The 15,251-nt window shown below is 73.2% G+C and carries 14 protein-coding genes; 6 read left to right on the forward strand and 8 right to left on the reverse strand.

Annotated elements, in window-relative coordinates:
- Positions 1 to 68: 68 nt before the first annotated feature.
- From ACWDBB_RS07835 to ACWDBB_RS07845, 3 genes are all read left to right on the forward strand, one after another.
- Positions 69 to 1,016 (forward strand): terpene synthase family protein, encoded by a 948-nt coding sequence (locus ACWDBB_RS07835; protein WP_449788728.1) that lies wholly within the window; start codon positions 69 to 71, stop codon positions 1,014 to 1,016.
- Positions 1,017 to 1,583: 567 nt separating this feature from the next.
- Positions 1,584 to 3,107 carry an acetaldehyde dehydrogenase ExaC gene (exaC, locus tag ACWDBB_RS07840; RefSeq protein ID WP_392875681.1) on the forward strand — a complete coding sequence of 508 codons (1,524 nt, stop codon included), beginning with the start codon at positions 1,584 to 1,586 and terminating at the stop codon, positions 3,105 to 3,107.
- A 293-nt stretch (positions 3,108 to 3,400) separates the two neighbouring features.
- On the forward strand, positions 3,401 to 3,724 hold the full coding sequence (locus ACWDBB_RS07845; RefSeq protein WP_449788729.1) for a nuclear transport factor 2 family protein: 324 nt from the start codon (positions 3,401 to 3,403) through the stop codon (positions 3,722 to 3,724).
- An 86-nt stretch (positions 3,725 to 3,810) separates the two neighbouring features.
- Here the strand turns inward: ACWDBB_RS07845 and ACWDBB_RS07850 are convergent, their stop codons facing one another.
- Positions 3,811 to 5,034 (reverse strand): serine hydrolase, encoded by a 1,224-nt coding sequence (locus ACWDBB_RS07850; RefSeq protein ID WP_449788876.1) that lies wholly within the window; start codon positions 5,032 to 5,034, stop codon positions 3,811 to 3,813.
- A 121-nt stretch (positions 5,035 to 5,155) separates the two neighbouring features.
- Between ACWDBB_RS07850 and ACWDBB_RS07855 the strand changes: the two genes are divergently transcribed.
- From ACWDBB_RS07855 to ACWDBB_RS07865, 3 genes are all read left to right on the forward strand, one after another.
- Complete coding sequence (locus ACWDBB_RS07855) at positions 5,156 to 5,695, forward strand: NUDIX hydrolase (protein WP_449788730.1); 540 nt, start codon at positions 5,156 to 5,158, stop codon at positions 5,693 to 5,695.
- 95 nt (positions 5,696 to 5,790) lie between these two features.
- Positions 5,791 to 6,651 carry a TetR/AcrR family transcriptional regulator gene (locus ACWDBB_RS07860; RefSeq protein WP_449788731.1) on the forward strand — a complete coding sequence of 287 codons (861 nt, stop codon included), beginning with the start codon at positions 5,791 to 5,793 and terminating at the stop codon, positions 6,649 to 6,651.
- 241 nt (positions 6,652 to 6,892) lie between these two features.
- Positions 6,893 to 8,767, forward strand: a complete 1,875-nt coding sequence (locus ACWDBB_RS07865) for a hypothetical protein (RefSeq protein WP_449788732.1) — start codon at positions 6,893 to 6,895, stop codon at positions 8,765 to 8,767.
- A gap of 190 nt (positions 8,768 to 8,957) precedes the next feature.
- On the opposite strand, the gene ACWDBB_RS07870 is transcribed toward ACWDBB_RS07865, so the two are convergent.
- The 7 genes from ACWDBB_RS07870 to ACWDBB_RS07900 form a co-directional block, all read right to left on the reverse strand.
- A complete protein-coding gene (locus tag ACWDBB_RS07870) occupies positions 8,958 to 9,668 on the reverse strand; it encodes a spermidine synthase (RefSeq protein ID WP_449788733.1) in 711 nt (236 codons plus the stop codon).
- Positions 9,669 to 9,772: 104 nt separating this feature from the next.
- A complete protein-coding gene (locus tag ACWDBB_RS07875) occupies positions 9,773 to 10,969 on the reverse strand; it encodes a YeiH family protein (RefSeq protein ID WP_449788877.1) in 1,197 nt (398 codons plus the stop codon).
- A 13-nt stretch (positions 10,970 to 10,982) separates the two neighbouring features.
- Complete coding sequence (locus tag ACWDBB_RS07880) at positions 10,983 to 11,564, reverse strand: cysteine dioxygenase family protein (protein ID WP_392875662.1); 582 nt, start codon at positions 11,562 to 11,564, stop codon at positions 10,983 to 10,985.
- 89 nt (positions 11,565 to 11,653) lie between these two features.
- On the reverse strand, positions 11,654 to 12,559 hold the full coding sequence (locus tag ACWDBB_RS07885) for a LysR family transcriptional regulator (RefSeq protein ID WP_449788878.1): 906 nt from the start codon (positions 12,557 to 12,559) through the stop codon (positions 11,654 to 11,656).
- A gap of 284 nt (positions 12,560 to 12,843) precedes the next feature.
- Positions 12,844 to 13,713, reverse strand: a complete 870-nt coding sequence (locus ACWDBB_RS07890) for an amino acid ABC transporter permease (RefSeq protein ID WP_449788734.1) — start codon at positions 13,711 to 13,713, stop codon at positions 12,844 to 12,846.
- Positions 13,710 to 14,354, reverse strand: a complete 645-nt coding sequence (locus ACWDBB_RS07895; RefSeq protein WP_449788735.1) for an amino acid ABC transporter permease — start codon at positions 14,352 to 14,354, stop codon at positions 13,710 to 13,712. The genes ACWDBB_RS07890 and ACWDBB_RS07895 overlap by 4 nt, the downstream gene beginning before the upstream one ends.
- A gap of 11 nt (positions 14,355 to 14,365) precedes the next feature.
- Positions 14,366 to 15,247, reverse strand: coding sequence for a glutamate ABC transporter substrate-binding protein (locus ACWDBB_RS07900; RefSeq protein ID WP_449788736.1), 882 nt, complete (start codon positions 15,245 to 15,247; stop codon positions 14,366 to 14,368).
- Between the last annotated feature and the right edge of the window lie 4 nt (positions 15,248 to 15,251).

Below are 15,251 nucleotides of genomic sequence, written 5' to 3' on the forward strand. Positions count from 1 at the left end.
CGTCAACTCCCCACACCGACAGTGCTCGAATAAGAAGCGCCCCCACCCTCCGCTGCACCGGGAGTCCGATGTCTGACGACACTTCACTTCAGATTCCGTTCCCGCACCGCCGCAGTCCGCACGGCCGGCGCGCCACCGAACTGCACCGGGATTGGCTGATCCGCCATCCGCTGCTGCCCGACGTCGACCACCCCGGCTACGCGCACTGGGAGGTGGTGGACCTCGCCGCGCTCGGCTACCCGGACGCCGGTCCGGACGAACTCGCCCTGGCCGCCGACCTGATGGGTTTCTACTTCCTCTTCGACGACCAGTTCGACGGCCCGCTCGGCCGCCGCCCCGCCGAGGTGGCCCCGATCTGCGAGCGGCTGATCGCCGTCCTGCACGGCGCCCGCCCCGACCAGGGGTCCCCGGTCGAGACCGCCTTCGCCGACCTGTGGAACCGCAGCGTGCAGGGCATGCCGGCCCGCTGGCAGGCCCGCGCCGCCTACAACTGGGAGTACTACCTGGCCAGCCACCCGGCCGAGGCGGCCGGCCGGATCTCCACCCGGCCACCGGACCGCGACGGCTACCTGGAGCTCCGACGGGGCACCGCGGCCATGGAGACCATCTTCGACATGGTCGAGCGCCTGGGCCAGTTCGAGGTCCCGGCCGCCGTCCTGCACCACCCGGTGCTGCGTCAACTCCGCCAGCTGGCGGCCGACATACCGTCACTCAGCAACGACGTGCGCTCGTACCCGCTGGAGGCGCCGCGCGGGGACGTGAACAACCTGGTCATGATCGTCCAGCGGGAGCGGCGCTGCTCGGCCGAGGAGGCCTGCGCCGTGGTCATCGCCGAGGCCCAGCTGATGGTCGACCGCTGCGCCGAGCTGCGCGACAGACTGCCGGACGTGCACCGCGAGTTGGGCCTCTCCCGGATCGAAGGGGCGATCGCCCAACGGTACGCGGACGGGCTGCTCACCTGGCTGGCCGGCTACCTCAGCTGGGAGGCCCGCACCGGCCGGTACCAGGCGGTGTGACCGCCACGCGCCCGGAGCCGTCCGACGGGCGTGCGGTGGCGCGCCCCGAGGGTGCTGCCCCGGCCACGCGGAGGCGTGCGGCGGCACGCCACGGGGGCGGTCCCCCGACGCACGGCGGCGTGCGGCGGCACGCCATGAGGGCGGCCCCGCCTTCACGCGGCGGCGCGCGACAGCGCATGCGGGGGCGCGACCGGAACACGCGCCCCCGCAGTGATCCGTTCCGGGACAGCCGCAGTGATCCCTCTCCGGGCAGCGGCGGTGATCCCTCCCCGGGCAGCCGCGATGATCCCGTTCCGGGACGTCCCGGTGATCCGTGCCGGCCCCTCCCGCCCGCGCACCCCCGAGAGCGACCGGAAGGCGCACCCTCCGTACCCGCCCGGCGCACGGACCGTAGCCGCGTCGGGTGCCCGGCGGCTATCGTGCTCCGCGACGGGCGCCCCCGACGGAGCGCCGGTCCCATTGCGTGTCCGTACCCTCCGCCGGACCGCCCCTGCCGGGCGGCCCGGCGCACCGCCCGTGGCCCGAGCCGCACCGGGCGGTGCCCGACGCAGCGAGGAGACACCCAGCATGACGGTCTACCAACCCCCCGGCACCCCCGGCAGCATCGTCGCCTACCGGTCCCGGTACGAGCACTGGATCGGCGGCGGATGGACGCCCCCGCTGCGCGGCGAGTACTTCGACAACCCGACCCCGGTCACCGGCGAGGTGTTCACCGAGGTCGCCCGCGGCACCGCCGAGGACATCGAGGCCGCCCTGGACGCGGCCCACGCCGCCGCCCCCTCCTGGGGCCGCACCCCGGCCGCCGAGCGCGCGCAGGTCCTGCTGCGGATCGCCGACCGGATGGAGGCGAACCTGGAGCAGCTCGCCGTCGCGGAGAGCTGGGAGAACGGCAAGCCGGTGCGCGAGACGCTGGCCGCCGACCTCCCGCTCGCCGTCGACCACCTGCGCTACTTCGCCGGTGCGCTGCGCGCCCAGGAGGGCAGCCTCTCCCAGCTGGACGAGGACACCGTGGCGTACCACTTCCACGAGCCGCTGGGCGTGGTCGGCCAGATCATCCCGTGGAACTTCCCGATCCTGATGGCGATCTGGAAGCTCGCCCCGGCGCTCGCGGCCGGCAACACGGTCGTCCTCAAGCCCGCCGAGCAGACCCCGGCCTCGGTGCTGCTGCTCGCCGAGCTGACCGCCGACCTGCTGCCGCCCGGCGTGGTCAACATCGTCACCGGCTTCGGCGAGGAGGCCGGAGCCCCGCTGTCCGCCAGCACCCGGGTCCGCAAGATCTCCTTCACCGGCGAGACCACCACCGGCCGGCTGATCGCCCGCTCCGCGGCCGACAACCTGATCCCGGTCACACTGGAGCTCGGCGGCAAGAGCCCCAACGTGTTCTTCTCGGACGTCGCCGCCGCCGACGACGCCTTCTACGACAAGGCCGTCGAGGGCTTCGCGATGTTCGCCCTCAACCAGGGCGAGGTCTGCACCTGCCCCAGCCGCGCGCTGATCGAGTCCCCGGTCTACGAGCGGCTGCTCGGCGACGGACTGGCGCGGGTGCGCGCGATGCGCCAGGGCAACCCGCTGGACACCGAGACCCAGGTCGGCGCCCAGGCCAGCGTCGAGCAGCTGAAGAAGATCCTCTCCTACTTCGAGATCGGCCGGGACGAGGGCGCCAAGGTCCTGGTGGGCGGCGAGCGGGCCGACCTCGGCGGCGCGCTGGCCGGCGGCTACTACGTGACGCCGACGGTCTTCGAGGGCGACAACTCGATGCGGGTCTTCCAGGAGGAGATCTTCGGGCCGGTGGTCTCGGTCACCCGCTTCGACGGCTTCGACCACGCCGTCGCGCTCGCCAACGACACCCAGTACGGGCTCGGCGCGGGCGTCTGGACCCGCAGCCTCAACACCGCCCACCGGGCCGGGCGCGCCATCCAGGCGGGCCGGGTCTGGACGAACTGCTACCACGCCTACCCGGCCCATGCGGCCTTCGGCGGCTACAAGAACTCGGGCATCGGGCGGGAGAACCACAAGGCGCTCCTGGAGCACTACCAGCAGACCAAGAACCTGCTGGTCAGCTACTCCCCCGACGCGGTCGGCTTCTTCTAGGCCGGGGCCCGGACACCCCGGAAGGCTCGTACGACAACGCTCAGGCCCGTACGCCTGGGAGGAACAGCGCACCGGGGAGGACCGCTCAGGCGGGAAAGCGGAGCGGGAGGCCCACCGGGGCCTCCCGCTCCCTCGCCACTCCCCGTGGCGGGCTCCGGGGCGGACCGCCTGTTCAGGGGGATCAAAGCACAGGAATGCGGCCGATTCACCGACGCGCCGCCGACATGCCCGGACAGCCCGCGCGAACGCCGTAGACAGGACTCCCCCAACCCCTCACCCTCCCGGGAGTCCCCGTGACCATCGCCACCGCCAAGCTCAGCGACCCCGTCGTCCGCGCCGCCGTCACCGCGATCAACGCGGGCGACCGCGAGGCCTTCGTCGGGCTGCTCGCCGAGGACGCGACCATGTCCGACGACGGCTCCGACCGGAACCTGGCGGACTGGATCGACCGCGAGATCTTCACCACCCACGGTCGGATGGACGTCCAGACCGAATCCGACGGCGGCCGCACGCTGGTCGCCAACTTCACCAACGACACCTGGGGCGAGATGCGCACCGCCTGGCGCTTCACCGTGGACGGCGGGAAGGTCAGCCGCTTCGAGACCGGCCAGGCCTGAGCCCGGGGCGCGCCCGACGGGTCCCGCCTGACGCCCGACGCCGGGCGCGCGACGCCGACCGTCCGACGCCGGCCGTCCGACGCGCCCTACCGGTCCAGCCCCAGGCACCCCCGCACCGCGCGGATCAGGTTCCGCGAGCGGACGTCCCCGGTGACACCCGGCTGCATGCCGTTGGTGACGTAGCCGAAGCCCAGCCCCAGGTCGGGGTCGGCGAAGCCGAGCGACCCGCCCCGGCCCGGGTGGCCGAAGCTCGCCGGGGAGGCCATCGGCGCGGTCGGGCCGTGCCGCCAGAAGCCCATGCCGAAGGTGGAGTTGACGATCAGCACCCGGTCCGGACCGCTCACCGCCGGGCCGACCGCGCGCGCCAGCACCTCGGGGCCGAGCAGCGGCGGCAGCAGCGCGCCGGAGCCGTCCGGGCGGTCGGCCGCACCGATCAGCGCCGCGTAGAACCGGGCCAGCGACCGGGCCGTGCCGATGCCGCCGGCGCCGGGGATCTCGGCGGCCTGCACCGCCGGGTCGTTGAGGTCCACGCCGGGGAGCACCGAGGCGAAGGAGCGGGCGGTCAGCGAGGCCGGGTCCTGGTAGGCGTCCCGGACGGCCTGCTTGGGCCGCAGCCGCAGCCCGCTCGGCCCGGTCCTGGCCGCCTCCGGGGCCGGCAGGTCGACCAGCTTGCCGACCCTGGGCGCGGCGCCGGCCGGCAGTCCGATCCACAGGTCCAGCCCCAGCGGCCGGGCGATCTCCTCGGCGAAGTACCGGCCTATCGTCCGGCCGCTCACCCGGCGCACCACCTCACCGACCAGCCAGCCGAAGGTGTACGGGTGGTAGCCGTGCGCGGTGCCGGGCTCCCAGGCGGGCGCCTGCGCGGCGACGGCGGCGGCCGCGCGCTCCCAGGTGAGCACGTCCTCCAACCGCAGCGGCACGTCCAGCGCGGGCACTCCGGCCTGGTGCGAGAGCAGCCAGCTCACCGGTACCCGGCCCTTGCCGGCCGCCGCGAACTCCGGCCAGTACGAGGCGACCGGGGCGTCCAGGTCGAGCAGGCCGCGCTCGGCCAGCAGCAGCGCGGTGGTGGCGGTCAGGCCCTTGGTGACCGAGCGCAGCACCTGTGCGGTGTCCGCCGTCCACGGCACCGCGGGCGCCGGACGGCCGCCGACCTCGGGCCGGGCGTCGCCGCCCCACAGGTCGACCACCTTGCGGCCGCGCACGTACAGCGCGAAGGCCGCGCCGAGCTCGCCGTAGTCGGCGAAGTTGCGGGCGAAGGCCGCCCGTACGGGCTCGAACCCCTCGGCCGTCTCGCCCCAGATCTCCACCACCGCGCGCCGCCCTCGACCAGTTCCGTTGTTTCCCGTGCCGCTCACGCTCGTTCTCGATGTCATTCGACTGTCTTCGACCGAACTCGTTCGAACCGAGCCCGGAAACCCTAACCTGTCCCCCATGACCAACCCTGCCGAGGAACTGCTGGACGTCGTCGACGAGCACGACCGCGTGATCGGGACCGCCGCGCGCGGCGAGGTGTACCGGCGCGGGCTCACCCACCGCTGCGTCTTCATCCTGGTCCGTGACCCGGCCGGACGGATCTTCGTCCACCGCCGCACCGACACCAAGCTGTTCGCCCCCGGCGCGTACGACATGTTCGTCGGCGGCGTGGTCGGCTCCGGCGAGACCTACGCCGAGGCCGCCGTCCGGGAGGCCGAGGAGGAGCTCGGCGTCCACGGCATCGCCCCGCGCCCGCTGTTCAAGTTCCTCTTCGAGCAGGACCGGTTCGAGCAGGACGGCTTCGACCAGGACCGGCTCTCCTGGTGGTGCGACATGTACGAGGCCGAGTGGGACGGCCCGGTCTCCCCCCAGGAGTCCGAGGTCGCCTGGCACGCCTGGCTCACCCCCGCCGAACTCGCCGACCGCCTCACCCGTGACCCGTTCGTCCCCGACGGCGTCGAGGCCTACCGCCGCTATCTGGGCCTCCGCTCCGCCTGATCCCGGCGACCGCGGGACTCGGGAGCCGTGCCCGGGCCGGTCGCGCCGGGCCCCTGGCTCCACCGGACGGCCCTCGACGAACTAGGGTGGCGCGCATGGCCTCCCGTACGCCGTCGCCGACGGCCGACCACGCAGCACGGACCTCCGCAGCCGCCGGCGCCGGCGGCTCCGCCCGGCCGGCGGGCGAGCGGCCGCGCCGGCGGCTGAGCGTGGACGAGCGGCGGGAGCAACTGATCGCCGTGGCGCTGGAACTGTTCGCCCGGCGGCCGCCGGAGGAGGTGTCGATCGACGACATCGCCGCCGCCGCGGGCGCCTCCCGGCCGCTGGTGTACCACTACTTCCCCGGCAAGCAGGCACTGTACGAGGAGTCGCTGCGGCGGGCCGGGAAGGAACTGTCGGCCCGGTTCGAGGAGCCGATGGAAGGGCCGCTGTCGGAGCGGCTGCACCGCGTGATGGGCCGCTACCTGGACTTCGTGCAGAGCCACGGGCCGGGCTTCGCCGCGCTGCTTCGCGGCGGCTCGGTGGCGGCCAGCGCGGGCACCTCGGCGGTGATCGACGAGGTGCGCCGGGCCGCGCAGGAGCAGATCCTGGCCCACCTGGCGATCCCGGCGCCGAGTGTCGGGCTGCGGCTGACCGTCCGGGCCTGGATCGCCAACGCCGAGATCACCTCGCTGGAGTGGCTGGCCGAACGCTCGGTGCCGCTGGAGGAGCTCCAGCTGCACCTGGTGCAGGAGTTCGTCGCGGCGCTCACCCTCACCGCCGCCCGCGAGCCGGCTCTCGCCGCCGAACTGGCCTCCTTCTTCGCCGACGAGCGCCCGGACGGCCCGACCGGGCGCCTGGTGCGGGACCTCGCGGGACTGTTCGCCGTGCCCGGGATCGTCGAGGCGGTCACCGCGCTCGCCGCCGGCGCCCCCGACGACGGGTCCGCGCAGGCCGCCGGAGCCGCCGCGGAGTGACCGGAGCCGTCGCCGGGTCGGTCGCGGGGTCGGTCACGGGTCGGTCACGGGTCGGTTACCGGGGAGGGGCCGAGGTCGTCGCCGCGACGGCCGTCCGCGTGATCATCGGGTCATCCTGCGGTTCGGTCCTGACGGTGGGCTCTGATAGGAATGAGCAGGGATCTGACGGCACGCCGCCGCGGCGCGCCCGGTCCCACTCGAACCACCGACGGCAGACGGAGCAGAGCGGGGGGCTCACCAGTTGACCCAGGACGTCCAGTTCAGTGTGGAGGCCAACCCCTTCGCGGCAGCGGAGCAGGTCTGCGCGACCCTCGGCACCCTCACCGACGCCCTCTTCGACGAGCACACCTCTCGCCACCCGGCGGCCTCGCTGAGCGCCCTGCGGACGGGCGAACACCCGGCCGGCGAGGCGCTGTTCGGCCTGCCGCTGGCCCCCAACGGCCCGGTGCACACCGCCGTCGACCGGCTCGGCACGGTGACCACCGCGGGCACCGCCCGTCCCGGCACCGGCGCACGGCTCACCGACCGGGTGGTCGCCGCGCTCCAGACCCGCTACGGCGGCGGCGCGGTGCGCGGCGCCATCGCCGACCGGGGCACCACCTCGGCCGCGCTGTTCCAGCTCCCGGTCACCGGCGAGTTCGCCGACGCCAAGCTGCGTCCGCCGTTCGCCCCCGCGCTGGCCGCGCTGGCGGCCGGGCAGCAGACCCGTCAGCCGGTCGAACTGCCCACCGGCGCGGGCGCCGAGGTCCGGCTGGTCGTACCGCCCGGCTTCCACTCGCTGACCTCCCCGGACGGTCCGCCCGGCGTCTCCGCCCGGGCGGTGCCCCCGCTGCCCGACGGCACGGACCGGACCGGCGGCGCCGCCCCGGCCACCGTGGCGGCCGCCGACGAACTGGCCCGGCACCTGGCCGAGGTCGCCGAGGAACTGTTCAGCGCCACCGGCCCGGAGCCCCGGCGCGACTTCGCGGTGATCTCCGCCACCCTGGCCGACCTGATCCGCGACGCGGGCGTCGTCTACGCCGGCGTCTGCGCCCTGGAGCTGGACGGCCGCTACTCGGACGCCACCCTCGTCGTCTCGCTCGCCCGGCACCCGCTGCCGATCACCGCGCTCGCCACCGAGCTGGCCACCGTCCGGCGGCACGCCGAGGTGTGGACCGTCCTGCTGCCGGCCGGGCCGGCCGCCGTCCTGGTCGAGGGCCGGACCGTCCCGGTGCCAGGCCCGCTGGCCGCCGACGGGCAGCGACGCTGGGTGGTCACCTCGGCCGTCCAGGCCTTCGTCCCGCTGCCGGACGGTGGGACGGTGCTGTGCGCCCAGCTGTCCACGGCGCGGCCGGAGGACTGGGAGCTGTACACGGAGGCGTTCGCGGAGCTGCTGAAGAGCATCCAGTTCGGCTGGGACGGCGTGCCGACCGCGGTGGGAACCGTGCCGACCCAGGCACCTGTTCCGGCTCCGGCTCCCCTTCCCGAGCCTGAGCCCGCGCCTGTTCCTGCGCCCGTTCCTGAACCCGCCGGCGTCGAGGAGGAGTCGGCGGAGAAGCCCGTGCACCTGCGTGGCACGCCGGTACGGGTGCCTCCCGCGGACTTCAACCCCTTCGCGCCGGTGGCGGAGGCCCCCGCTGCCGGTGGGGACGAGACGGCGCAGGATGCCGCGGACAGGCCGAAGGGCACCCCGGTGATGGTCCCACCGCCGGACTTCAACCCCTTCGCCATGGACGGCAGCCCGGACGTGGCGAGCGACCCGCCCGCCACCCAGCCCTCCGCTGCCGCTCCGATCGCCGACCCGTTCGGCACCACGGTCGCGGCCGAGCAGAAGCCCGATCCGTTCGGCACCACGCTGCCCGCCCAGGGCCCGGCCGTCCCGCCACCGCCCACGACCCCGCCCGTCATCCCGGCCCAGTCCCCGCCCACCGCGGCGGAAACGACGGACCAGGGTTCGGGGCAGCCCGCGGACAGCCAGGAACCCACCCCGCGCAAGGGCACCCCGGTGATGGTCCCGCCGCCGGACTTCAACCCCTTCGCCATGGACGGCTTCGCGGACGCGTCGGCGGCCGAACCGGAGCCGGCGGACGAGACGGACGAAGCCAACGCCGCACCGGAGAACCGCCCGTTCGGCTGAGCCGGAGGGATACGGGGAGCTGCTGGTGCGGGAGGAGCCGCTGCGCGCCGCCGCGACGAACGGGTGACAGGTGACACGTGACAGCCGACAGCTGACAAGGTTCAGATTTCAGCGAACGAAATCTGAAATCTGTTACCTGTCGGCTGTCAGCCGTTAGCTGTCATCCGTTACTACCAGTGGTCCTCCGCCCTCAAGCCGCCCGCCGGGCCAGGTGCACCACGTCCGGCACCCCCCGGGCCACCGGAATCTCGTGCGTCATCACATCCGTGAACCCCACCGCCCACAGCGCCTCCTCGAAGGCCGGCGAGGGCTGCGCGCTCCACACGGCCAGCACCCCGCCCGACCGCAGGCGGTGCCACAGCACCGCGAGTCCATCCGCGCCGTACAGCCCGTCGTTGGATTCGGTGACGGTCCAGTCCGGTCCGTTGTCGATGTCCAGGCACAGCGCGTCGTAGCGCTCGCCGTCCGCCGCCGCGAGGTACTCCAGCAGATCGGTGTGGAACACCTCGACCCGCTCGTCGTCCAGGGCGCCGTCCGAGAAGGCGCCGAGCGGGCCGGTCCGGTGCCAGTCGATGATCGCGGTCTCCCGCTCGACGACGGCGATCCGCCCCCAGCGCGGCTCGGCCGCCGCGTACGCCAGCGAGAAGCCGACCCCGAGGCCCCCGATCAGCACCGACGGGCGCTCGGCCGCGCGGCCCGTACGGTCCAGCTCGTCCAGCGCCGCCTGGATGAGCAGCCGCTCCGAGCGCCCATCGGCGGTGTCCATCAGGAAGCAGCCGTTGGCGATGATCTCGAAGTCCCGACCGCGTTGCCGGAGCACCACCTCGCCGTACGGGCCCTCCCGCCGGTCGAGCGTGACAACGGCCTCGTGGCCGTCGCGTTCGGGCAGTGCGGTGGTCATCCGTCCTCCTTGGCGGACTCGGGTCGAACTCGGCTGCGGGGCCGACCCGTTACGGGGCGGGGCGGTCACCCGCCCGACAATAGCCGAGTCCGCATCCGGGCCCGTCAGTTCGTGACCAGCACCCCCGCGTACGAGACGCCCGCGACGACCACCCAGGATCCGAGCCCGAGCAGGGCGATCCGCCCGCCGGTGCGGGCCATGGTCGGCAGGTGGACCGCGCTGCCGAGACCGAACAGCGCGGCGGCCAGCAGCAGTTCCTGGGCGTCCGCGGCCAGGCCGAGCGCCCGCTCGGGCAGTACTCCGGTGGTCCGCAGGACGATCATCGCGAGGAACCCCGCCACGAACAGCGGCACGATCGGCGGACGGCTGCCGGCCTTCACTGACTTCCCACCCGACTTCTCACCCGACTTCCCGCCCGCGCCGTCGCCCGCCCCGTCGCGCGCCCCGCCGACCGCGGAAGCCCCCGCCGGGGCACCCACCGAGGCCCCCACCGGAACCTCCGCCGAAACCGAAACCGAGGCCGCCACCCGCGCCGCCCGCAGGTTCCGCCGCACCGCCACGGCGACCCCCGCGACCAGCGGCGCCAGCAGCACCACGCGCATCAGCTTGACCAGCACCGCCTCCCGCAGCGCCCCCGGCCCGCCGGTCTGAGCGGTGGCGACCACCTGCCCGACGTCGTGCACGCTCGCCCCGACCCAGCGCCCGAACTCCAACTCGCCGAGCCCGAGCGGATGCTGGAGCAGTGGCAGCACGGCGATCGCCAGCGTCCCGCACAGGGTGACCAGCGCCACCGAGGCCGCGACGTCCTCCTCCTCGCTGCCCGCCGCCTGGCTGACCGCGCCGATCGCCGAGGCCCCGCAGATCGAGTAGCCGGTGGCGACCAGCAGCGGCTGGTCCCCCGGCAGGCCGAGCCGCCGGCCCAGCCAGAGCGTTCCCGCGAAGGTGGCCGCGACGACGGCGAGCACCATGGCGACGGTGGCCCAGCCGAGGCCGAGCACGTCGTCCAGGCTGAGCTTGAGCCCGAGCAGGACGATCCCGAGCCGCATCAGCCGCTTCCCGGCCGTGGACAGCCCGGGCCGGGCGATCCCGCGGACCACCGGGCGCAATCCCGGCAGGTGCGCCGCCACCATGCCGAGCACGACGGCGGCGGTGAGCTCGGGCACGGCCGGTACCAGCGCGTGGACGCCCAGAGCGGCGGCCACTCCGAGCGCCGCGAGCAGCAGCCCGGGGGCGTCCCCGCGCGTCGGGGGCAGCGAACGGGTACGGGCGGCGCGGTGCCGGAGCGTCTGCCGAAGAGTCAGTGCCACGCCGCGCTCACTGCTGCCGGTCGGCGGGCAGCCGGTAGACCCGCCGGATGCTGGTGCCGAGCCGTGAGACGTCCGCGCCGTAGACGTGGATGGAGATCGCCGTGCTGCTACAGGAGTTGCGCACCAGGTGGATGTCGCCGGGCGGGGCGAAGGCGGCCACGGTGCCGGCCGGGCCGGCCACGTGCTCGGTCTCGACCAGTCGGGCGGTGGGGCCTTCGGAGACCAGCCGGTAGCGGGTCTCGCTCTCCTGTCCCTGGTGGACGCCGGCCACGCACCAGGAGACGTGGTCGTGGATCGGGGTCTGCTGTCCGGGCAGCCAGACCAGGGCGACGACGGAGAAGCTGCCGTCCTCCTCGGCGTGCAGGACGTGCTGGCGGTAGCGCTGCGGGTCGCCCTCGCGCTGGGCGGCGGTGAGCAGCGCGTCCGGCCCGTCCGGGTCGGCGTGCAGGTGCGGGGCGAGGCGTTCGCCGACCAGGTAGGCGGTGAGCTCCGGCGGGAGCCCGCGGTCCACGACGGCGCGGATCTCACTGATCAGCGCGGTCATCCGCTCGGTGAGTCGGCCGCTGCCGACCGTGGCTGAGGGTGTCATCCCCACAGGTTCGAATGGATCGACCCATCACGTCCAAGGAGGGTTTGTAAGCAACCTCCCCATCAACGCTTATGTGTCGGTCGGACTGCTCAGCACCCGACCCGGCTCGCCGCCGCCTGCCGCAGGTGGTCCAGCACCAGTCCGGTGGCCGGGATCCGGCGGTGCTCGCGCAGCACGTACGCGCTCACCTGCCGCCGCAGGTGCGGTTCGGCGGCCCGCCCGGTGACCTTGCGGTGGCACATGAAGGAGAGCACCAGCGCCGGCATCAGCGCGATCCCGACCCCGGCGGCGACGAGCGACTGCACCGCGAGGTTGTCGTCGGTGGAGAACACGATGTCCGGCGCGAAACCCTCCTCCGCGCAGACGTGCAGCAGGTTGGCCCGGCAGCGCGGACAGCCGGCGATCCAGCGTTCGCCGCCGAGGTCGGCCAGCCGTACGGCGTGCCGGCGGCCGAGCGGGTGCCCGACCGGCAGCAGCACCGTGAGCAGGTCCTCCATCAGCGGGATCTCGTCCAGGCCCTCCGGCACCTCGGTGGCCCCGCCCGGGTAGCGGAAGGCCAGCGCGATGTCGCACTCCCCGCGCAGCAGTCGCTGGACGGAGTCCGGCGGCTCGGCCTCCAGCAGTTCCACCCGCACGCCGGGGTGCTCGGCCAGCAGCCGGGCCATCGCCTGGGGTATCAGGGTGGCGTTGGCGCTGGGGAAGGCGCAGACCCGCACCCGCCCGGCGCGCAGCCGGGCGAGCGCGGCGAGCTGCTGCTGGGCGGCCGACATGCTGCCGAGGATCAGCTCGGCGTGCCGGGAGAGCGCCTCGCCGGCCTCGGTGAGCCGCAGTCCGCGCCCCGCCCGGGTGAAGAGCGGAACGCCGACGGTGCGTTCGAGCGCCTTCATCTGCTGGGTGACGGCGGGCTGGGTGTAGCCGAGTTCGCGGGCGGCGGCCGAGTAGGAGCCGGCCCGGACGACCTCGTGGAACGTCCTGATGTGCCGCGAATCGAACACCGGCTCCATGATCCCTCCCACCCGCTCGTCACCTTCGGCAGCCCGCTCCGGCCACGCGTCGACCACATTCCGGCCGTGCCGATACCGCACTTCGGCCGTGCCCCGGCTGTGCCGCAGCCGTGCTTCAGCCGCGTCCGGGCGCCCGAGAATCATAAGAGGAATTTGGAGGTATCGACCCCGACCCCACCCGCACCTATGGTTCAGCCCCGAACCGGCCTGCTCAGGACCGCTCCTTCTCGGTACCTCACCTTCTCGGTACCTCACCCGTTCTCAGTACCGCACCGTCACTGCTGCACCGAGGGCGGCAGCCCCATCGCCACCCCGGCCTCGACCACCGGCGCCCCGCCGCGCACGCTCGGGCTGCGCCGGCTGCGCCGCTCCACGAAGCGGGCGAGCCAGGAGAGCAGCAGGCACATGCCGATGTAGATCGGCGCGATCACCATGACCACCGGGATGAACGGCAGGTCGTAGTCCAGGTTGGTGGCGATCAGCTTGCCCGCGTGCAGGAACTCCTCGTAGGTGATCAGGAACCCCAGCGAGGTGTCCTTGAGCGCGACCACCAGCTGGCTGATGATGGCCGGCAGCATCGCCCGGTTGGCCTGCGGCACCAGGACGTAGGACATCACCTGGGTCTTGCGCATGCCGAGCGCGTACGCCGCCTCCCGCTGCCCCTTGGGCACGGCGAGCACGCCGGCCCGGAACACCTCGGCCAGCACGGAGCCGTTGTAGAGCACCAGGCCGGCCACCAGCGCCCAGAGCGGCTGCACCTTGAGCGCGACGAAGACGAAGAAGATCATCACCAGCACCGGCATGGCCCGGAAGAACTCCACCACCAGGGTGGCGAACCAGCGCACCACCCGGTGGTCGGAGAGCCGCCCGGCCGCGAACAGCGCGCCGAAGGGCAGCGCGAACAGCACCGTCCAGCCGAAGGCCTTGAGGGTGTTGCCGAGCCCGCGCAGCAGCAGTTCCTGCACGCCCCGGTACTCGAAGGCCATCCACTTCTCGTACGTGAACTGCTGGGTGTGGAACATCATGTAGACGACCCAGCCGATCAGCGCCGCGATCAGCAGCAGCGCGATTCCGCCGTACAGCCGGTGCCGGGCGAGCGCCTTCGGACCGGGGACGTCGTACAGCGCCGAGGATTCAACGGTCATCGGGACACCGCCACTCGTCGTTCCAGCAGGTTGAAGACGGCGCTGATGGCCAGGGTGATGATCAGGTAACCGACGGCGATCCAGACGAAGGTCCAGACGATGCTGTAGCCCAGCTCGTTGATGGTCCGGTAGGTGCCCAGCAGTTCGGTGACGCTGAACGAACCGGCGATCGCCGTGTTCTTCGCCAGTGCGATCATCACACTGCCGAGTGGTGCCACCACCGAGCGGTACGCCTGCGGCAGCACCACCTGGCCCATCGTCTGCCCGAAGCTCATGCCGAGGCTGCGGGCCGCCTCGCCCTGCCCGACCGGCACCGTGTTGATGCCCGAGCGCATCGACTCGCAGACGAAGGCCGAGGTGTAGCAGCCCAGCGCCAGCACCGCGAAGGTGTAGAAGGGCAGGGTGATGTTGAACCGGGGCAGCCCCAGCACCACGATGAAGAACAGCAGCGTCAGCGGCGTGTTGCGCAGCACCGTCACCCACAGCGTCCCGAACACCCGCAGCGGCTTGACCGGTGAGACCCGGAAGCCCGCGACCAGCACGCCCAGCACCAGCGCCAGCACGGCGCTCACCACGAACAGCGAGAGCGTGCCGAGGAAGCCCTCCCAGTAGGTCGACCAGTTGTCGGTCAGCGTCTTCACGGCGTGGCCTCTCAGTACCGGTCGATCTGCGGCGGGGTCGGCGCCGGCTCCCCGGAGAGGCCGAGGGTCGCCTCGAAGGCCCTCTGCCAGTCGCCGTTCTGCATGTGGTGCTCCAGCGCGTCGTTGATCGCGCCGCGCAGCACGGTGTCCTCCTTCGGCACCCCGATCCCGTACGGCTCGGTGGAGAACAGCGGTCCGACCACCTTGAGCTCGTCGGGCACCTTGGCCGCGTAGCCGAGCAGGATCGCGTTGTCCGTGGTCACCGCCTCGACCTGGTCGGTGATCAGGTTGTCGACGCAGGCCGAGTAGGTGTCGTAGCCGATCAGCTTGGCCTTCGGGAACTGCGACTGGATCCGCTGGTACGGCGTCGAACCGGCCGCCGAGCAGACCTTCTTGCCGTCCAGGTCCTCCGGACCGTGGATGGTGTCGTTGTTCCTGCGCACCAGCAGCGACTGCCCGGCGATGAAGTACGGGCCGGCGAAGCCGACCAGCTTCTTCCGGTTCTCGTTGATGGTGTAGGTGCCGACGTAGTAGTCCACCTGACCGTTCTGCAGGGCGGTCTCGCGGTTGGCAGAGGCGATGGTCCTGAACCGGATCCGGTCGGGCGGGAAGCCCAGCGAGGCGCCGACCATCTTGGCGATCTCGATGTCGAAGCCGGAGTACTCGCCGGTGGCCGGGTTCTTCTGGCCCAGGTACGGCTGGTCCTCCTTGGCACCGACCACCAGGTAACCCCGGCTGCGGGCGGCGTCCAGGGTCGGCGAGCCGGTGATCGCGGAGGCGTCCTGCACCTGGTAGGTGGGCAGCGCGCTGGGTTGCGGGCCCTTGGGCGGCGGGGTGCCGGGCTTGCCGCAACCCGCCAGCAGCGCGGTGAGCAGCAGGACGGCGGCGAGCACCCGC

The sequence above is a fragment of the Kitasatospora sp. NPDC001095 genome (genome assembly GCF_053598615.1).